The 19,652-nt window shown below is 40.8% G+C and carries 14 protein-coding genes, 1 other RNA gene and 2 pseudogenes; 1 reads left to right on the top strand and 16 read right to left on the bottom strand.

All coding sequences use genetic code 11. The features are described 5' to 3' along the window. Positions 1 to 4: 4 nt before the first annotated feature. From essC to NXM86_RS02010, 11 genes are all read right to left on the bottom strand, one after another. The gene (essC, locus tag NXM86_RS02060; protein WP_498958556.1) at positions 5 to 4,444 is read right to left on the bottom strand and encodes a type VII secretion protein EssC; all 4,440 of its coding nucleotides are present in this window, start codon (positions 4,442 to 4,444) and stop codon (positions 5 to 7) included. A 42-nt stretch (positions 4,445 to 4,486) separates the two neighbouring features. Further along, positions 4,487 to 5,800, bottom strand: a complete 1,314-nt coding sequence (gene essB / locus NXM86_RS02055) for a type VII secretion protein EssB (RefSeq protein ID WP_309218510.1) — start codon at positions 5,798 to 5,800, stop codon at positions 4,487 to 4,489. Positions 5,801 to 5,833: 33 nt separating this feature from the next. Next, complete coding sequence (gene yukD, locus NXM86_RS02050) at positions 5,834 to 6,073, bottom strand: ESX secretion system protein YukD (protein WP_062755739.1); 240 nt, start codon at positions 6,071 to 6,073, stop codon at positions 5,834 to 5,836. Positions 6,074 to 6,152: 79 nt separating this feature from the next. Next, the gene (locus NXM86_RS02045) at positions 6,153 to 6,446 is read right to left on the bottom strand and encodes a WXG100 family type VII secretion target (protein WP_062755737.1); all 294 of its coding nucleotides are present in this window, start codon (positions 6,444 to 6,446) and stop codon (positions 6,153 to 6,155) included. 491 nt (positions 6,447 to 6,937) lie between these two features. Then, positions 6,938 to 7,906 carry an HI_0983 family protein gene (locus NXM86_RS02040; RefSeq protein ID WP_062755735.1) on the bottom strand — a complete coding sequence of 323 codons (969 nt, stop codon included), beginning with the start codon at positions 7,904 to 7,906 and terminating at the stop codon, positions 6,938 to 6,940. Positions 7,907 to 8,006: 100 nt separating this feature from the next. Then, positions 8,007 to 8,339 (bottom strand): hypothetical protein, encoded by a 333-nt coding sequence (locus NXM86_RS02035; RefSeq protein WP_062755734.1) that lies wholly within the window; start codon positions 8,337 to 8,339, stop codon positions 8,007 to 8,009. 18 nt (positions 8,340 to 8,357) lie between these two features. Beyond that, on the bottom strand, positions 8,358 to 10,382 hold the full coding sequence (locus tag NXM86_RS02030; protein WP_240345861.1) for a DUF6792 domain-containing protein: 2,025 nt from the start codon (positions 10,380 to 10,382) through the stop codon (positions 8,358 to 8,360). A gap of 20 nt (positions 10,383 to 10,402) precedes the next feature. Further along, positions 10,403 to 10,990, bottom strand: coding sequence for a YvcA-related protein (locus NXM86_RS02025; RefSeq protein WP_062755730.1), 588 nt, complete (start codon positions 10,988 to 10,990; stop codon positions 10,403 to 10,405). 209 nt (positions 10,991 to 11,199) lie between these two features. Next, positions 11,200 to 11,796, bottom strand: a complete 597-nt coding sequence (locus tag NXM86_RS02020) for a DUF6792 domain-containing protein (RefSeq protein WP_240345860.1) — start codon at positions 11,794 to 11,796, stop codon at positions 11,200 to 11,202. Between the two features lie 22 nt (positions 11,797 to 11,818). Further along, positions 11,819 to 12,409 carry a YvcA-related protein gene (locus NXM86_RS02015; RefSeq protein ID WP_498958555.1) on the bottom strand — a complete coding sequence of 197 codons (591 nt, stop codon included), beginning with the start codon at positions 12,407 to 12,409 and terminating at the stop codon, positions 11,819 to 11,821. Between the two features lie 294 nt (positions 12,410 to 12,703). Further along, a complete protein-coding gene (locus NXM86_RS02010) occupies positions 12,704 to 13,993 on the bottom strand; it encodes an EAL domain-containing protein (RefSeq protein ID WP_498958554.1) in 1,290 nt (429 codons plus the stop codon). A gap of 215 nt (positions 13,994 to 14,208) precedes the next feature. Here NXM86_RS02010 and NXM86_RS02005 point away from each other — a divergent pair, with 215 nt between their 5' ends. Further along, entirely contained in the window at positions 14,209 to 14,511 is a 303-nt protein-coding gene (locus tag NXM86_RS02005) for a DUF3784 domain-containing protein (protein ID WP_190305558.1), read from the top strand. Positions 14,512 to 14,643: 132 nt separating this feature from the next. Here the strand turns inward: NXM86_RS02005 and NXM86_RS02000 are convergent, their stop codons facing one another. The 5 genes and pseudogenes from NXM86_RS02000 to NXM86_RS01980 all read right to left on the bottom strand — a co-directional run bounded on the left by NXM86_RS02000 (position 14,644) and on the right by NXM86_RS01980 (position 19,621). Further along, positions 14,644 to 15,207 (bottom strand): 3D domain-containing protein, encoded by a 564-nt coding sequence (locus tag NXM86_RS02000; RefSeq protein WP_041269738.1) that lies wholly within the window; start codon positions 15,205 to 15,207, stop codon positions 14,644 to 14,646. Positions 15,208 to 15,488: 281 nt separating this feature from the next. Continuing rightward, positions 15,489 to 15,843, bottom strand: a transfer-messenger RNA (tmRNA) gene (gene ssrA, locus NXM86_RS01995). Positions 15,844 to 16,017: 174 nt separating this feature from the next. Next, positions 16,018 to 16,484 (bottom strand): annotated as a pseudogene (gene smpB / locus NXM86_RS01990) (SsrA-binding protein SmpB). A gap of 71 nt (positions 16,485 to 16,555) precedes the next feature. After that, a pseudogene (rnr, locus tag NXM86_RS01985) lies at positions 16,556 to 18,857 on the bottom strand (ribonuclease R). Positions 18,858 to 18,880: 23 nt separating this feature from the next. Beyond that, positions 18,881 to 19,621, bottom strand: a complete 741-nt coding sequence (locus tag NXM86_RS01980) for an alpha/beta hydrolase (RefSeq protein ID WP_062755726.1) — start codon at positions 19,619 to 19,621, stop codon at positions 18,881 to 18,883. Between the last annotated feature and the right edge of the window lie 31 nt (positions 19,622 to 19,652).

Raw genomic sequence — 19,652 nt, 5'->3', positions numbered from 1 at the left:
TCTTTTATTCTACTTTTGGGATTTGTATTTTCTGTTCTTTTCCATTTAAGACAAAATAGCCAAACCCTGGGTCCACTTCTGGTTCATGTCGCGTAAATGGCAATGCAAACAAGCTTTGTTCCGATTTTTTCATGACGAGGATCGCTTGACGAATTTGTTTCAGTTCGGTTGTCAGCGCATCAAAGCCCTTCGTAAATTCATTCGCGTTTCCTGCGACAATGACACTAAATCCAAGATGGCTGTAGCGCTTCATCATCATCGCGATTCGCTCGTGAATTTTACTATCGGCTGACTGCTGAAGCCGGGCAAGACTATCCGCGACAAAAACAACCGGTGAAAAGTCTTGGAAATGAACATCCGCTTTCCCAATTGCCGCTAAATACTCTTCCTCTCTCTTTTGCAATATTCCGTTTGCCTCATCAAGCCAATCGTGCATTTGTTCTTTTGTTTCTATATAGGTGACGTTTTCTTTATTAGCGTATAAAGCAAGGCCGCGGTCAACTCCATCCAACAGCCCGATTCCTGCCGTTGGCTGAGAAAGCAATGATTCTAATATCACTTTGATCGCATTCGTCTTCCCTTTTCGCGACTGCCCTACTACAAGACAATGCGGGTTGGTTTGTATATGAAGAGAAACCGGACGAACCGTCTCTTCATCAAGACCAATCGGAATCAAGCCAGGCTGCGGCTGAACCACATACGTTTTCGCAAAGACGGCAAACGGCAATCGCGATGGAAGCATCGGAATAGGCTTTGGCTTATGCATGCCTTTATATTTTTCTTTCAGCCTTGCGATCTCTTCCTTCACGTTTTCAAGCACCGCGATATCATCTTCCCCATCAGCCGGAAGATAAATTTGCGTTAAGACCGCTTGCTCTTTTTTTACCAGCGCTCTTCCCGGAATCGGCTCGACCTCGTACGGAGTTCGCCCAATGATGGAAAATCGTTCCGAACTGTCAAGGAAATAATGAACGATTTTTGTTTTTAAATTGTTCATGAGCGAAGGACGGACCCCGCTGATTCTTGTTGCCGTTATCATCAAAAATATTCCAAGCGATTGCCCGTCTCGAGCATATTGAATAAGCTGTGTTTCAAAATCGGGCATTTCCTCTTTGACAAGATCAAAGTTGTCAATCGTGATAAAAATGATCGGAAGCTTTTCTTCAGAAAGCGTGTTATACAATTTAATGGTACTTACTTCTTTTTCTATAAACCGTTGTTTCCTCCGCTCTATTTCCTCTTTCATGAGCTTGATGAATTTTTCTATTTTCTTTTCATCGTCAAATCGGAAATAATCAGCCGTATGCGGTAATTGCCGCAGCGGCAGCAATGCGCTGTTTCCGAAATCGAAAATGTAATAATGAAGCTGTTCTGGACTATAGACGGACGCAAAGCTCATTAACAATGTCATCGCCGTTGTCGATTTCCCATACCCTGCAGAACCAAAAATGCCGATATTTCCGTCTTCAAGCCATTGATATAAGTAGTCCGATTGCCGCTGCAACTCAGGTTCGTCTTTTAGACCAATCGGAAAATACGCGGTATCCCGCTCTAGCAAAGCAGGGCGATGCAAGCGCGAAGATAGCGGCGGCAGCCATGGACTCGGCAGTTTTTCGATCCCGAGTTGCTGCTGCGTTTTGATAATTTCTTGAACAACCATTTCAATTTCTGTTTTTTGTTTTTTCTTGTTTTTCTTCATTTTCGCATCAATATTCGAAACAGGGACAAGCCCTAAGTCTGTGACAATATAAATATCATCTTCTGATTCAAATCCTTCTTCCATATACGGCGCACCGCTCCACGCCGATTGAAATAACTCATATACTTCATTATTTCCGACTTGAAGATACGCTCGTCCCGTTACCGTAATGGTAGCCGCGTCTCCGTTTTTCAATATTTCCTTGCTGTCGCTGGCATCTTGCACTTTCAAGCTGATGCGAAAGCGGGCATTGCTCCAAATTTGCTCGTCGATGACTCCTCTTGGCTTTTGTGTGGCTAAAATAAGATGGACTCCTAAGCTGCGGCCAATCCGCGCCGCGCTCACCAATTCGCGAATAAAGTCCGGTTCTTCGCTTTTTAACTCAGCGAATTCATCAGCGATTAAGAATAGGTGCGGAAGAGGCTCTTTTGCCTTTCCTTGTTTATATAGCTCCATATAGTCATTGATGTGATTTACTTCATAACGGTCAAACAAGCGCTGCCGCTTTTTCAGCTCACTATTAATCGAAGCCAACGCGCGCGCGCTGAAGTTTTTGCTGCCATGAATGTTAGTAATCGTGCCCAATAAATGTGGAATGTTTTTAAACGGCTGCGCCATGCCGCCTCCCTTATAGTCAATGAGCAAAAACGCAACTTCATGCGGGTGAAAATGCACCGCCAGTGACAAAATATACGTTTGCAGCAGTTCACTTTTCCCTGATCCTGTCGTTCCGGCGACAAGCCCATGCGGACCGTGCGCTTTTTCATGCAAGTTCAGCTCTACGACATCTTTTTTGCCTTTTAGTCCAATCGGAACGGCCAACGAGCGCGAAGGCTGATGAATCGCCCAATTTTCCTTGATGTTTATCTCTTCCGCTTTCTTCACTTGAAGTAATTCGAGAAACGTTACTTTTTCTGGAATAGAATTATGCATTCCCCTTTGATGATCTAAAGAGCACAATAGGCGTGCGAACCGCTCGTTTCCCTCCCGGACATGTTCATCGAGCGTAAACGGAATATGCGCTGCTTTCCGGTGTTGGATCAAAATTTCCCCTTCCCGCTCATTAATGTATCGCACAAGCGTATGAATGTTTTCTGTTAAACTTTCCTTCGTATCTGAAGCAAAAATTACAGAAATCCCGACTTCTTCGTTTTTTTCCTCCAAATATTCCAAAATAACATGTTCCGCAATTAAAGAGCGGTTGGCGACGATAAACACGAAATGCGGGGAAAACCGTTTTTTCTCTTTTTCTTCGTCCAGGTCGCGCTCCCGCAACATCTCGTAAATCGACGACAACAATTGGTCGCGTGTCTGTTCGTTATAAATAAATCCTTTCGCGAAAGAATTAGGCAGTTGAAAATGCGGGAGCCACTTCATCCATTCCCAATCCTTATAATCCTTTTCATCAAAGATGGCAACAAACCGTACATCGTGGTAACTGTGGAAAAAGGCGATTTGCCCTACAAGCTGCTGAATTTCGTGATTAACAATCGCAGATTTCCCAACCATTCCCATTGCCCCGCTTGACAAATCAATCGTAAGTGGTACATTTTTTACCGTTTGATAAACTTGCGCCATCTGTTGAGCCTGTTCTAATAAATCATCAATTTCCCGATTGGCCAAATCCCCCATACTCACCGACACTTCATAGGTAGACGGAACATCCGCTTTTCCAATACGAAGATGAAGGAAATCGTCACTTTCCATCGTTCGTTCCCAAATGCGGTCGCTAATTTGCAACGCGAGTGATTTCATCTTTTCAAATGATGGAAAATGATAATATAGCACGTTTCTTTGTTTCTCGGATAGCGCGTGAAGCTCTTCCCGCTTTTGTTTCAAGTAATTCGTATAAATGCGCCGTCTCTTCTCTTTCCGTGCTTTGCGATTCTTTCTCTCCCGAAAATATTGCACGGTCGATGTCACTAATGTTGTCGCAAACATCACGATCGAAATGAGAATAAAGATGCCCCGAGGTTGAATTAAAGCAATCACTCCCATAACTAGAAGCATCATCAACGGCGGTAAAATCATCAGCCATAAACCACGCTGATCCCCGTCTCCTTCTTGGCTTGGAAACGAAATCGCAACCTTTTCGCTCGGCAGTTCATAAATCATGCGCGGCGTCCGGTGATAAACGGGATATTTTTTTTTCATTTCCGAAACCGGCAGCGCTGTTTCCGTCAGTGAAGATGTTATCTCTTGGCCGCTTGCGACCGCTAATAAATCATCCTCTAAAAAGACAAATTGTGCATACGGACATAGGATCATGTCTCCATTTTGCAAAGGAGCAACATGGGATATTTTCGTTCCATTGAGAAACAGCGGTGATTCATGGTTCGGAACAACGAACCATTCTCCCTGTTGCTTGACAAACGATACCCTCGCCGTTTTGGTTTGAATGTCTGCCTGCGGGTCAGGCGCTACCATTAGTTCGATTTTATTGCCAACGTAATAAATGTGTTGTTTTATTTCTTTGTCCATCCACACGACCGTAATCGTTTGTCCATCGTCATTTACCGTAAAGGGAGCACACGGCTTCAGCTCCCCAATTGGTTTATCTCCTTGAAGCATCGTCATGACGGAAGCATCTGTTTGTTTTCTTATTTCTATATATCCGTTACGAAATAAAAAAGATGGGATGGTGACATGATGCTCCAGTTTATTTCCAATAAAAATGCTATCCTCTTGCCCTGTCAGCGGAAATAGCTGGCAAGTATTCTCATAAAAAATCCATAATTGACTCATATAATCCTCTCCTATGATGCTCGTTGCTGCGCTTTCTTCCATTTATTTTTTCGTTTCCGCGTTGTTTGGCTGCGTGCTATTAGATGACGGTGCGTTTGGCTGTTGGTTTGGCGTTGTTGAAGCTGGAGGATTGGTTGCCGGCTGTTGCGCCGGAGGTTGTTGCTGGCTTGTCTCCTCTTGCTGCTCTTCTTTCAATTGCTTTTCCTGCTCCTCCCGTTCTTTCTCATATTCTTTTATCTCTCTATCAATCTCTTCTAATTTTTGCTTCTTTTCCTCTCCGGACAACTCTTCGTCCGCCTTAATCTCTTCACGATATTTTAATAAGCCGTACACAATCAGCTCCCGATCTTCCATCGCCCTCGCCAATTCAAGCGCGTCTTCGCTTCTTCCCCGGCCGATATAAATCCAATACAGCAAATACTGCGGATCTGTTTTCAACGTAATATTATTTAATACCACTCTTCGCTGCTCTTCATTAAGCGACTCCGTCATTACGTAGGAAGAAGCCAGTTCATATTGCACTACATACGGCATTTTTTCTGGAGGGTAATTTTCCAATGTCGTAATCACATCGCTATATTTATTCTGTAAAAACAGCTCTGCACTTTGGACATATGCTTCTTGTTTTGGCTTCCAAAAAATGAACGAATAAAACGTATAAATCATAGCAGGAATTAACAAACCAATTGTCGAAAAGAAAATATATCGCTGCACGTTCCATTTTCGTTTCGGAATATATACAGACGCTCGTTCTTTCGCTTCTTCCTCATCCATCCATCGTTCTAAAACAGACAGAATCGCTTCTAGGTGTTCTGCTTGCAATATTCCCTTGGCGATATCAGAACATTTTAATGTTTCATAAAATTTCATATATTCTTCAAAACGGTGTTGCCCGTCTGTCAGCGCCAGCACTGTCGCTTTTACTTCCTGAAGGAGACGCGCTTCATCCGGCTCATATGGCGGCAGGCTCTCTTTTATTCCGACATGAAGGAAGAAAGGTTCCAACCCATGATCAAACACAAGGTTTTCCGGGCATACAATAAGGATAAAACGGCGAAGAGAGTGGTTTTTCACTTTTATGACGAGTTGATATGCCGCTCTCAGCCGGGAAAGCAACGATTTTTTTCGTACAGCTGAAAAAGGAAAAAACGATGCGGGTGGAGTGATGGCGATTTTCACTTCATCCTCGGACACGTCAATATCCCGCGATAAATAAGGATCGATTTCCTTTATAATCTGTAATTCTAGCGGATGCTGCATTCTTAATTTCGCGCGTTGAAAGACAATCGCATAATGTTTATCTTTGGTCATTACGGCATCGATTTGCGCTTCCAAATAAGTTTTTTTCTCTTCCATATAAAGTAGGACTCCTTTTCTCATTCTCGATGGCTACAATATGATGATGCGGTCTCCATTTGTAATTCCGCTGTCCTTTAATGTAAAATGGCCCGGGCAGACCATTTGTTTATTGTCTACCCGCACCCAGTAGCCTTCTCTTGGCGGCACCGATATGTTTTTTAGCTGCCAAACAATATCGATGAGTTTTTTGATTGAATAAAAATTGGACAGACGAAGATCAAATACATCCTCTGTATAATGCCGAAGATCGATGGTAACTTGAATGTACATGATGATAAGCCTCCAATATAGAAAAAAGCGCCATAATCTTTCTCAAGATTTGTAGCGCTTTTTTCAAACGTGTCACTCTTTATCCACGAATTTGGCTGGCGATTTGCTGATCTGTTTCTTCCAAAATCGTAGCGGAATTGTGCAATTGTTGCGCGATTTCGTTTAGTAGTACAGCCATTTTTTCAAACGCTGGACGCAACTCGTGGTACTGCTGGATGAATGCTTCACTGGAAGCACCTTCCCAAATTCCTTGCAGCATATTGCTCATTTGATCCAATCTTGAAACCAATTCCGTGACATTAGAGCTTTCCGTATTATATTGTCTTGCGACTCCTCGCAACTCTTCCGGCGTTAAACGAATAACTCCTGACATATTCTCTCCCCCTATACCCATATTTTCCCTTATATTTTAGCGAAAGGGAAAATCACCGGTCAACAAAATATAGGAATTTATATAAAAATAAGGATATTATACCAATTTTTAAGTAAATAAACTTATTTTTCTATGTCTTTTTTCTTAATAACACCAATAAAGAACAAAGGATAGTAGGCAAAAAGAATCGTGATTATCTACTTATCTTTTGATTTTCCTGTCATTGCGCATCCTCCTATCATAACCTACCATATAACGCCAGTAAGCCATTGCCGGGCGCATCCCTCCCCATTTATATCCATACATAGCCTTTTCTTTCCTGCCACTGCAGAGTAACAAATCATTCCATTTTGATAAATTAGAACTAAGGACTTTTATCCTTTATCTTAAAGATAGTCACATTATTCTGCACGACTTTCTTTTGAAACGGAACAAAATTCCATAAAAAAAGTATGGCGCATCTCCGTTTTGCCATACTTTCACTTTCCCGCTTATTTTTGCGCTTTAAATTGTTTCAAGCGCTGAATCCACTCGTCCCTTGTTTTATCAGGCATAGCATCTCCTAATTTTGTGTATCGTACAAGATATAAATCATCTCCTTGAGCAAACAAACGAGCTACTTCATGTTGATCATCTTGTACCTTCGCATCTTTCACAATGAATTCGTAAATTTCTTCTTGATCTGCTGATTCAAATGTATGGAAGGTGATGTGGCCATTTGTCGCTTTGGTCAACGATTGCTTATACGCCTCCAGCCAGGTTTTCAGCCCAACTGTCGAATTCATTTTTTCTAAACGATGTATCGTGTATAGCTCTGTCCAGTTTTCTACACTTTCGCCCTCCAACACAAACTCCCAAATATATTCCCCGTTAGCTGAATTAAAGTAGTCAAGCACCCATTTTCGATCATCAAACTTTAAATCCATTTTTTCTATTTGGTTCTTTCCATCTTGTACATCTGTCTCCAGCGGATTACCATTCTCATCTAAAAAAACAGTCTTTGTCATTATCGTGTTGTATATTTTCCATTTCCCATTTTCGGGGCGCAACACATGATATCCGGTTATTTCGTTATTTTGAAACGCAGGTCCTTCGATTTTTATTGTTTTTTGTATAAACTTCACTTTTGCTTCTTTCTCCGATTTTTCCATCACTTCAACATTGGATATCTCTGTTTTTAATTTATACGCTTTGCTGATTTCCTCGAACAGTTTTTTGCTTTGTTCATAAAGAGGAGACTGTGTATGGATGGTTTCCATATATTTGTCTACATTTCCCTCATCAAACGCTTTGAAATTATCGTTAATAACAGCGATTAATTCTTTGTCGGACGGGATTTTTGCTTGTGTTTTGCTTTCTTTCTCCGGTTTTTTACTTCCTGTTTCCTCATGGGTGCATCCGAATAATACTAGGCTTATAAGCATCATGATGGAAACCAAAACGGTTCGGTATGTTTTCATGGTCTCTTCTCCTTTCTGTTCTTAAAGGTGCCATCTCATGCACGCCTTCTTCCTTTTCCCCCTCGAAACTGCGCCATTCATTTTCCCACGTATATGCATATTACCTTTTCTGTTCTCGAATAATGACATCATAATACAAGGTGATATCTTGTGCTCTCATCTCATTAATCATGTCTGTGTATAGCGAAGCGACGTATCTCATGTCATCCCTAAACGTATAATTAATCGATAGGTTATTTTTTTGATACTGTTTTATCGCTTCATTGGTTTTGTCGATGATTTGCCCCCTGCCATATTTCATTTCATGATGAATCAAATGAACCAATTCCGCATCCAATTCACTCATTCTATTTAATTGTTGAATAAACGTGTTCGCTTTATACGTAAAATCCTGCTCTGGACCAAAATGATAGAGCATATTCAGTTGTCCCATACAGAATATCTCCCCTTATCAATACCGCAAATCAAATATTTTGGACACATTTTGGTCCTGCTCAAAAAACTCCTCAAACGATTTTTTAATAGTTTCAATGAGTTCTTTTCCTCTAGAAATTTCATGTCCATAATACGAAAACATCGCTTCTTCAAAGATATACGGAATCCTCGGATCCAACGGGGGAATAGACTCATGAACATCAATGCGGCGTAACACATATACTTGTTCGGCATCGTAGGTAAAATGTCCCAGTAAATGCTGATAGGCCCACGGGTTTTGTTCCATGTCCTCGATTTTCTTCATCAGTTCTCGTTTTTGTATTTCAAAATCCTCTACATATTCATCGAAATAACGCTGCTTCATCTTATGCAATACCGCTTCTTTTTCTTCCATAATTTGCAGTCCCTTTTGATATATTCTTACGGCGGAGGAAAGATTCATCCGGATTTCGTGTTCTCCCACCTTCTTGATTAAAATCAAATTTCCATACTCATCATACGCTCTGCCTTTGGAACGGGCGAGAGCATTGATGACATCCTTCAAGGAATGGGCATTCACGCTCGTGGTGATAGCATTTTGAAGATTCTTCGTATTTTCTTGGATGATTTGAAAATGTTTGACAATGTCCGATACCTTATCCGAAATCTGGGATAACTCCTCAATCAATACCATAATCACAGTAAGATTAAAAAACAGCTCATGTAACGATGTGACATCAGTCAATTGCTTAATCACAACAAAAAGGGCATGAAGCCGTTGTTTAATCCATGCGACATCTTTTTCAATTTCCTTGACTTCTCTCAACACTGTGTTCTTTTCCTCCACCGTCATGTAACCTAATTGCACGAATACACTCAATATCGGGTCCAAATTTTTATATAGTATTCCGATGTGCTCGAGCAGCACCGGAATCTTCTCACTCATTTCATCATACATATGACGGATTTTAGAAAGAATTTCACCGAATTCACCGAACATATGCATGAGTTTAGAAAAAACTTCTCCTGTATTCATCACATAGTCTATGGCATCATAGCCCTGAAGCAACTCAATATAGCCTTGAAGCGACTCAAGCGACTCAATAAGGGAGAGATCAACCCCCGTCATCGCCTGAACGACCCCATCAAATCCTTTTTCATTGTAAACATCTGAATATTGCGATAAATACATTTGAATTGCTTTTACATCTTTATCGGATATTTTCGCAATCAAATCTTTGATACTAGTAAAATCCTTGTTCGTATCAATGACCTGACGGCTTCCGATATCAATGAATCCCCGCACCCCGCTCACCGCATACAACAGATCCTCTTCGGCGGTTAGATGATGAATCGAACGCTCGTCGATTTGCTTTTTATAGTATTCTTCCGCAAAGGCCTTGAGCTCGGAAGGGGGGAGGTAGTAGATTTCTTCATAATGTTCAGGATTTAAATTAAATTTTTTTACTAATTGACCCCAGAAATATGGATCAATCGTTGCTAATTGATAAAAACTGGGTGGTGCATCGTTAATGACATATACTTTTTCATATCTCTGTTTTGTGATTTGTATTGTCTCGTTTAAATTTCCGCCCAGTGAATGTCCCAGTCCAATTTTTTTTAGTTTAATATGACTGCCATTATTTCTAAGTTTTTCATTAATTTTTTTGGTCACTAACTTATCAAATAGGATTGCGTCTCTATATTGGTTTTTATTTTGGCCCACAAAAATTCCAAAGACATTGTAAGTCCAATCAAGAGGCTTCCAAGTGTCTTTTTCCGGCGTTTCGCTTCCCCTCGTAATGGTATACTCTTGATTGATTCCCTTTTCCTCGTCATAAAAATGAATCACTGTGCCATCAAAACCGGAATCGACATCGTTTAAATTCTTAAAATCATCAGAACGGTAAATGGTAATATTTGCAGGTGGCTCTTTTCCCGTCTCTTCGATATAAATTCTTTTGATTTCTCTTTTGATTTCGTCAATGGTAAGATTTTGATATTCTACATTCATAATCCGCGCACGCAATATATCCGTATTTAGCACTTCTTCATTTGACACAAATTCTTCCGCCCCCTCCATCAATACTGAAATTTAATCGATTTCATAAGCATTTTTGCCCGTTCTTCTTCTTTTTTTACATCTATGCTACATTTCTGATTTGCGTCCTTACAAGTGACTGCATATATAAATTGAACTGCTTGATGACTGCGTTTTGACTTTACATAACTGAAAAAGTAATAAATAATATCACTATTATTATTGGAAATATATTGTTCATTCTTACCAAAGTAAATCGTTTTGTCATTTAGTTCAAGCTTCGCATATTTTCCATTATAGTGAACATCATCAGATAGCAGACTGATGTTTACATCAATGTCTTCTGTTATTTTTCTATTTTCATATATCATTCTAATATAGTTAGATATATTTTCTTCCCCCCTTCCACCTCCAAAATGCAAGGCTTCAAAATATTTACCATGCTTTTCATAAAACATGCGGTCCATTTTTGCATTTTTCGGATACAGCATCGTATATCCGCCGGTTTTCGATTTGAATAAGTAATACCCTTCTTTCACTTCTTTCGGCGAAACCATAAATTCCCGAGTAAACTCGTCTTGAAACGCCACCGTGTCCGGCAACTTCTCCGGCTGAGCCTTCGAATCCATCTCACACCCTCCGATCAATATCAGTGTCAATAGCAGCAAGTTTCTCCATCTCTTAAGCAAAGGACGCTCTCCTTTCCCAATTATCTCCATTCTCTCTATACGTATCATATGATCACGGTGTGATCAATAAAAAATGTTATTATATCCAAATTCAAGAAAAAAGAACTATAGCTTTAAGAGGAAATGTAGGCGACTTATGACTTTAGACCTTATTGATGAATCTGAGAAATGAAAAGAAAATGGGGGCTTGTCTTGCATGTCCTTTGAGGGGATTTTTGAAAGAGGTACCTGACATACACTTGGTCAAATCGATGTGCAGTGAGTTGGATCATTTGGACATGGTTCCCGCCCTGCGAATGGCCCAGTCCGATTTTTTTCAGTTCGATTGTTTGACCGTTCCGCTTTAACTCTTCGGTAATGATTTGCGTCACTTTCCGATCAAATTCCAATGCCTCTCTATATTGACTTCTGCTTTGTCCGACAAAAATTCCTAAAGCATTGTACGCCCAATCCAGTGGCTTCCATGTATCTTTTTCTTGTTTTTCGCTCCCTCGTGCAATGGTATACATTTGATTGATTCTTTTTTCTTTATCATAAAAATGAATAATCGTACCGTCAAAACCGGAATCGTTGATGTTTATATTTTTAAAGTCTTGCGAATGATAAACATGGATTTGGGCAGGGGGATTATTTCCTGTTTCTTCAATGTAGATGCGCCTGATTTCCTCTTCGTTCAAATGTTTGTATTCCAAATCCATCACTCTTGCCCGCAAGAGATCTGTATCCAAAACCAACTTCTGAGACATGACCCTTCCACCTCCATATCCCTCAATCGTGAAATTCGATGGATTTCATTAACATTTTCGCCTTTTCTTCCTCTTTGTCCACATCAATGTGGCATCCACGGGTAGCGTCCTCACAACTGACACCGTATATAAATTGAACTCCTTGGTGACTGTGTTTGGATTTTATATAGGCAAAAAATTTATAATCAGTATTTTTTTTGTTATTAACCGAAATATCGTTTTCATTTTTCGCAAAATAAATGGTACTATGGTCAACCTCTATCTTCGTGTATTCCCCCTTATAGTTGGCATCAGCTGATAATAAAAATAGATCCGATTCAATATCCTCCGTCCTTAATCTGTTTTCATATACCATGTCAATATAATACGTTATATTCTCGTCCTCTCTTATCCCTGCACAACGCAAGGCTTCAAAATACTTGTCATGCTTTTCATAAAACATGTTGCTTATTTTTTCGTCTTTCGGAAACCACATCGTAAAGCCGCCGGTTCTCGATCGAAACAAGTAGTAGCCTTCCTTTACTTCTTTCGGAGACACCATAAACTTCCGAGTAAACTTGTCTTGAAACGCCACTGTGTCCGGCAACTTCTCCGGTTGAGCCTTCGAATCCATCTCACACCCTCCCATCAATACCAATGTCAATAGCAGCAAGTTTCTCCATCTCTTAAGCAAAGGACGCTCTCCTTTCCCAATTATCTCCATTCTCTTTATACGTATCATATGGTGATCGATTGTTCAATAAAAAATGTTATTATATCTAAATTTAGGAAAATCAAACTATAAGAAAGTATGTATAAAGATGATATCTTCACTTGCAGAACTAGCAAAAAGAGGTGACACCTCTCTTTATTTCAAATAACAAATATCTTGTATCATAAATAAAAAACATGGGTGGAACCCATATTTTCAGACTATTGAACAATGTCTTTCAATCCATTCCATCACCGCATCCGAAACTGGCTGTAGTTTCGGGTGTGGTCTGCCTAACAAATATCCTTGACCGAAATGAACGCCAAGCCGTTTCACTATTTCCAGCTCCTCGAAAGTCTCGATTCCTTCCGCAATAATTTGGCAATTAATTTTCTGCACAAACACTACCAACGTCTCTAACAAAATTTCTTTAATCTTGTCGCGGTCGATATGATGAATAATCGAACGGTCAATTTTAATGTAATCGGGGCGCAATTCGGCAATTGCTTGTAAAGAAGAATAGCCCGCTCCCGCATCGTCAATCGCAATTCGGTATCCCTGTTTTCGATAGTGGTCTAACGCTTTCGTGAAAGAGGTGTAATCATCGATGGACTGGCGTTCGGTAATTTCAAACACAACGTTTTGTGGTGTCAAATTCATCTTTTCGAGGAACGCTAAGGTCTGTCCCGGAGTAAATTGCGGGTCGTGAATCACATTGGCATTGAGATTGATGAATAATTTCCAGTTAGAATCGTTTGGTAAAAATCCCTCAATTGCCCGTTGCCGAGCCACTTTTTCCAATGCATACAGCTGGTTTTCTTTTTCCGCAAATTCCCATAGGCGATTCGGCGTCGCAAAATAACTCTCCTGCGGACCGCGCGCTAACGCTTCATATCCATAGATACTTCCAGTAGAAAGAGAGACAATCGGTTGATAATGAGCCGTAATCTTGTGCCAAGCAAGCATATCTCGAAATTCCATCTGTAAGCGTCTGAATTCAGCGTCCGTTTTGCTTCTCGCTTCGTGAATCGCTTCTTTGATCGCATCATACAGCAAGTTTTCGTCTGTTCGTCCTGTACTAGGATCCAGCACCGCCGTTCCAGTATAAAGTTCAATCGAATCACCAGACAATTCCATCGATTCGTTCAATTGTTTTCCAAAGATGGTACGGATGTCATGTGCTAGGCGAAGCAAAACCGTTTTCACCCAATTCGCATCTCCCTGCTCCGTACGGACAAACAACAATACATCGTCTCCAAACATTCGGTGAGTCAACAGTCCGAATGAACCAGCCATTTCTGCTTCTATGATCAATTGTTTCCACACTTGGAGCAGCTTTCGACAAGCGATTTGCCCATGTTTTTTCTCCATCTCCCCAAAACGTTTTATATCTAAGTAAATCAGTCCTATAGGATACTTGTTTAAATGTTTAGCAATTTTCTCCGTGAGATTTTCGCTATTCAAACTGTCAGCAAGCAGTATAATGGAAGCGAGCTGATCCGCCATCCTTTGGACTCCTTTCAATAAAAAACAACAAACTCCGTATGATGTTCAACATTATACCATAGCTCATACCGATGAATTTTAAACATTTTGTAAATATTTGTCGAGTTTTTTGTAAAAGAGTGTGGAAAGCTGTTTATCGCCTATCAACGAAACTTATCAGGCATTAAGAACGTATTTACATAAAAATATAAGTTCCTATTTTTGGAGGTGACACAATGTATCTTGCAATTATTATTTGCAGTATTGTTAGTTTATTTATGATTCTAATGGGATATTTAATTTGGGCAAAGAAGAAACTATTTCTCATAGCAGGTTACAATGAGGAAACTTTTGTAGGGAATAAAGAAAAATTAGCAAGAACAATGGGCATATTTTCTATATGCACTGGAATACTTAGTTTCATTCTTCCATTTGCTCTTGAGTATATTGGTTCATTCACAGGAATTATATTTGCAATAATCATCGTGTTAGGGACTATTGTAACGGGGATTTATGTAAATATGCTTAATAGAAAGTGAAAAGAGGGAATCGTTATCTTATTTAAACGATTCCTTTGTTAATGAAATTAATTATAGAACATATTGCAAAACGTAAAACGAATGGCACATAAAAAATTATGAAAAAAAGCCGGCATCATGCCGGCTCTTTGATTATCTATATACTCTAACTTTTACGGTTCTGACGCCCCATTGGATAGCTTTTGCTTTTGTAGGCATGAATACGTCAATTTTGTTTCCTTTGATTCCGACTCCTTTATCCGCTGCAACCGCATAGCCGTAACCTTCCACATAAACCTTTGAACCTAGTGGAATTACCTTCGGATCAACGGCAATTGCTTTAATCGAAGGGTTTTTCTTTAAATTTAAGCCTGTAGCCGTTATTCCGCTGCAGCCTTTGCAGTTTACTGTATAAGCATATGCTTTAACGGTGAGTGTTTTGTACGCTGCTGTTTTGGCTGCTGCCTTTTTTACCGTAGTTTTAGCAGGCGCTTTGGTTGCCGTTCCCGAAATCTTTAAAACCTGTTTTGGTCTGATCAAATCGCTTTTAAGGTTATTCCAGCTCTTTAGCTGGCTGACAGTCACTTTATACTTTTTAGCTATGCCCCAAAGAGTATCACCACTTTTTACCTGATATGTGCCGGCTGCCGATGCAGCTCCTGAAAATCCGAACGCTAGAAAGATTGATGAAGTAATATATAATAGTAGCTTTTTCAAGATACTACTCCCTCCTTGCTTAAATTCGTAACAATAGAATACTTGCTTGGATTCGTACTAGGATTCGTAACAGTATAATATCAATAAAATATAACAATTATGTTTCATAGAGTTAGTAATTATGTTACAAAACGAAGACATAATTGTATCATCTTGTTCTTTCATATAAAAAAGGTGCACTTTATATCAAGTGCACCCGAACAATTGACATAGAACCAATGAAAAAACGGACTTGCCGATAATGGCAAGTCCGTTGATTTATTTTTAAGCATATGATTATGTAATGGAGACGGTGGGAGTCGAACCCACGTCCAGAGATATCGCCACTTAAGCATCTACGAGCGTAGTCGGTATATTTCGGTTTCGCTGCATCTTCCGCCTACCGACAGGCCTCCGAGCAGCTAGCCTGATTGTTCTCTTCCCTCGTCCTCAGGCGGCGGACTCGGGCGTAGCCCACTCGTTATGAGCCCCTGCACCACCACGTGGGCGATGGCGGGAGGAGCTAGCTGCGTTTAATTAGGCAGCTAAAGCGTAGTTTTCTTTGCCAGTTATCTTTAAGTGACGTTTTTTACGAGGACGATCCCCTCGGCTCGCAGCTTAAGCGCGACCTATCCCTGTCGAATCCGTATCGTCCCCGTGATGGAGAAGCGATAACGATAAGCTTAAGCTTTGGATAACTGGCCTTTGCATTATTGATTATAACATAATGCATTTAGTTTTCAATGATGAAGTTTTGGAATCATATTTTTTGCCGTTTGTGTTATTTATTATAACATAATGCACTTAATTTTCAATTGTAAATTTTTGGAATTATATTTTTTGTCGTTCGCGAAAAGCACGTTCGATTTCCGTTGTGCTTCTCTTCGTTTCATATCTTCGCGTTTGTCATATTTTTTCTTTCCTTTGCCAACGCCTAACAACACTTTGGCAAAACCGTTTTTAATATATAGCTTTAACGGAACGAGCGTATAGCCTTGTTCTTTTGTGTAACCAATCAGCTTATTAATTTCACGGCGATGAAGAAGAAGCTTTCTTGTCCGCAATGGGTCATGGTTATAACGGTTCCCTTGTTCATACGGACTAATATGCATATTATGAAGAAATACTTCCCCTTTTTCGACCTTCGCAAATGAATCCTTTAAATTAACTTTTCCAGCGCGAATCGATTTAATTTCCGTTCCTTGCAGGACAATCCCCGCTTCATACGTTTCTTCGATAAAATAATCGTGATGCGCTTTTTTGTTTTGGGCAATCAGTTTCCCTTCACCTTTTGGCATACGACGTCCTTCCTCCTCATATCGTGCAACTATGATTTTAACAAAAAACGTGAAGAAGGAAAAGTCTCTTGCTATCGAGACTTTTCCTTATCGTTTTTTCTTTTCTTCTTTTTTGCTTTTAGCTGTGGAACGTCTTCGTAAAATTTCTTTGATTTTTTCGCTTTTCCATTTTGTTTATTGTTTTTTTCCGCTTTTTCCCTTCAATAACGACAGGTGCACTTTTTGCCTCTTTAGGACGGCGGCCTTTCATGCCGACAATTTCAAAGTCGACGATCCGCTCATCTTTGTTCACGTTAATGACACGCACGGTAATCTCATCGCCGATGCGGTACACTTTTCCGGTTCGCTCACCGATCATGGCGTAATGCCGTTCATCATAGCGATAATAGTCGTCCGTTAAGTAGCTGACATGAACAAGCCCTTCGATCGTGTTCGGGAGTTCGACAAAAGGCCGAAGTTCGTAACCGAGCTAATAATTCCGTCAAACTCCATGCCGATTTTATCTTCCATAAACTCTGTTTTCTTCAAATCATCCGTTTCCCGCTCGGCTTCCACAGCGCGGCGCTCCATATCGGATGCGTGTTCAGCGATGTCTGGAAGCTTTTCGGCCCATTTTCGTTGGGTTTGTTCATCCATTTGCCCATTAATTAAGTACGTGCGAATGAGACGGTGCACAATTAAGTCTGGATAACGGCGGATCGGAGATGTAAAATGCGTATAAAAATCGGTCGATAATCCGTAGTGACCGAGACTTTCCGCGTCATAGCGCGCCTGCTTCATCGAGCGAAGCATCACCGTCGATATGACCATTTCTTCCGGCTCGCCGCGAACCGCTTCTAAAATTTCCTGGAGCGCGCGCGGATGAATTTGGTTTCCTGTCCCTTTGACGACGTAGCCAAAGTTTGTAATAAATTCGAGAAAACGCTGCAGCTTTTCTGGTTTTGGATCTTCGTGAACACGGTAAATAAACGGAACGTTTAACCAATGAAAATGTTCAGCGACCGTTTCGTTCGCCACCAGCATAAATTCTTCAATAAGCCGCTCCGCCACCGATCGTTCACGAAGCACGACATCATAAGGTTTTCCATTCTCATCCACAAGCACTTTTGCTTCTTTAAAGTCGAAATCAATCGCACCGCGCTTCATCCGTTTATTGCGCAAAATTTCCGCAAGCTCTGCCATCAATTCAAACATTGGCACAAGCGGTTCGTATTTTTTTCTTAGTTCCTCGTCTTTATCAACGAGAATTTTGTTCACATCTGAATACGTCATCCGCTCTGTCGTACGAATGACGCTTTGAAAAATTTCATGGCTGACGACTTCGCCGCGTTCGTTAATTTCCATTTCACATGAAAGTGTTAAGCGATCGACTTTCGGATTTAAGGAGCAAATGCCGTTCGATAAACGATGCGGAATCATCGGAATGACGCGATCCACCAAATAAACGCTTGTCCCTCGTTCGTACGCCTCCCGATCAATCGGAGATCCTTCTTCCACATAGTAGCTGACGTCGGCAATATGGACGCCAAGCTTGTAATTCCCATTCTCAAGCTTGGTGACCGTTACAGCGTCGTCTAAGTCTTTCGCGTCTTCTCCGTCGATCGTGACAATCATTTGATCGCGTAAATCGCGGCGGCCTTGCAAATCTTTTTCCGAAATCGTATCGGAAATGCTATTGGCGTGTTCGATGACTTCATCTGGAAATTGCAAAGGAAGGCCGTGTTTATGAATAATCGCTAAAATATCAACACCTGGGTCGTTTTTATGTCCGAGAATTTTAATAACTTCTCCTTCGGCGCTCATTCGTCCTTGCGGGTACGATGTTAACCGCACGACCACTTTATGTCCTTCCACAGCACCGTTAGCGGCATGTTTCGGAATAAAAATGTCATTGACAATTTTTTTATCATCCGGAATGACAAATCCGAAATACTTGCTTTCCGTATAAGTTCCGACAACTTCGGTGACACCGCGTTCTAAAATCCGTACAACCGTTCCTTCCCTGCGGGCGCCTGACGATTCGGAATGCACACGCACTAATACGGTATCGCCATGCATCGCGTTTTTCATCTCGGAAGGCGGGATGAAAATATCGTCGAGCGACGGATCTTCCGGCACAACGAAAGCAAACCCTTTTGCGTGTCCGGACACTTTTCCGCGCACTAAGTTCATTTTTTCCGGCACACCGTAGCGATTGCTTCTCGTACGCACAACAAGCCCTTGTTCTTCCATAGCGACAAGCGCCTTTACAAATTCCTTAAACTCGGCCGCATCGGTAATACCGAACGCTTCTTCCAACTCTTGAACAGTAAGAGGCTTGTACGCCTCGTCTCGCATAAACGTTAAAATTCGATCGACTAATGATTGATCCATCATTTTCCCTCCTTTCAATATGATTACCAATCTAACGACTCTAAAAACTCAAAAATATCTTCATGCAGCTGTTCTTTTTCTTTATCTAGCGTAATGACATGGCCCGATTCTTCATACCATTTGATTTTTTTCACTGGTGATTCAATACCGTTATAAATAATATTGGCACTATCAGGGTTAATCATTTCATCGTGGCGCGCTTGCACGACAAATGTCGGCGCATAAATCAAGTCGATATGGTTGCGTACATCCGCAATCAGCTCTTGCAGCGCCTTTAACGTTTTCATCGGCGTCTTTTTAAACTCTTCCATTTCTTTTTCAATTTGTTCTGGTGTTTTTCCTTCCCGTTTTTTATATTCGCGCGCATACTTTAGCACACCTTGATACATGGTTTCTTCGCTTTTAATATACATCGGCGCGCACATTGGAATAATTCCTACTACAGGTACAGTGTAGCCTAATTTAAGGGAAAATACGCCGCCAAGCGATAATCCTGCCACTGCGATTTTTTCGTATCCTTTATTTTTTAAAAATTCATAAGCGTTCATGACATCTTGCCACCAGTCATCCGGTCCGGTATGTACAAGCTCTTCTGGCGGCACCCCATGGCCTTTATAAATCGGCGCATGGCATGTATATCCTTTTGATTCAAGAAAACGTCCCAACATTCTTACATCCGACGAGTTTCCAGTAAAACCATGGAGCAATAAAACCGCACGTTCTCCTGCTTCAAAGAAAAATGGCTTTGGTGGGACGATCTTCATGATGCACAACTCCTTTCTTTTTATGAAAAAA

It is taken from the genome of Geobacillus sp. CX412 (assembly GCF_027942335.1).
Taxonomy (GTDB): domain Bacteria; phylum Bacillota; class Bacilli; order Bacillales; family Anoxybacillaceae; genus Parageobacillus_B; species Parageobacillus_B toebii.
This window is presented reverse-complemented; position numbering and strand designations above follow the sequence as displayed.

Excerpts from the sequence above, each read along its gene's own strand:
- essC (WP_498958556.1), bottom strand. The coding sequence starts at position 4,444 with ATGAGTCAATTATGGATTTTTTATGAGAATACTTGCCAGCTATTTCCG.
- essB (WP_309218510.1), bottom strand. The coding sequence starts at position 5,800 with ATGGAAGAGAAAAAAACTTATTTGGAAGCGCAAATCGATGCCGTAATG.
- yukD (WP_062755739.1), bottom strand. The coding sequence starts at position 6,073 with ATGTACATTCAAGTTACCATCGATCTTCGGCATTATACAGAGGATGTA.
- NXM86_RS02045 (WP_062755737.1), bottom strand. The coding sequence starts at position 6,446 with ATGTCAGGAGTTATTCGTTTAACGCCGGAAGAGTTGCGAGGAGTCGCA.
- NXM86_RS02040 (WP_062755735.1), bottom strand. The coding sequence starts at position 7,906 with ATGAAAACATACCGAACCGTTTTGGTTTCCATCATGATGCTTATAAGC.
- NXM86_RS02035 (WP_062755734.1), bottom strand. The coding sequence starts at position 8,339 with ATGGGACAACTGAATATGCTCTATCATTTTGGTCCAGAGCAGGATTTT.
- NXM86_RS02025 (WP_062755730.1), bottom strand. The coding sequence starts at position 10,990 with ATGGATTCGAAGGCTCAGCCGGAGAAGTTGCCGGACACGGTGGCGTTT.
- NXM86_RS02020 (WP_240345860.1), bottom strand. The coding sequence starts at position 11,796 with ATGTCTCAGAAGTTGGTTTTGGATACAGATCTCTTGCGGGCAAGAGTG.
- NXM86_RS02015 (WP_498958555.1), bottom strand. The coding sequence starts at position 12,409 with ATGGATTCGAAGGCTCAACCGGAGAAGTTGCCGGACACAGTGGCGTTT.
- NXM86_RS02010 (WP_498958554.1), bottom strand. The coding sequence starts at position 13,993 with ATGGCGGATCAGCTCGCTTCCATTATACTGCTTGCTGACAGTTTGAAT.
- NXM86_RS02005 (WP_190305558.1), top strand. The coding sequence starts at position 14,209 with ATGTATCTTGCAATTATTATTTGCAGTATTGTTAGTTTATTTATGATT.
- NXM86_RS01980 (WP_062755726.1), bottom strand. The coding sequence starts at position 19,621 with ATGAAGATCGTCCCACCAAAGCCATTTTTCTTTGAAGCAGGAGAACGT.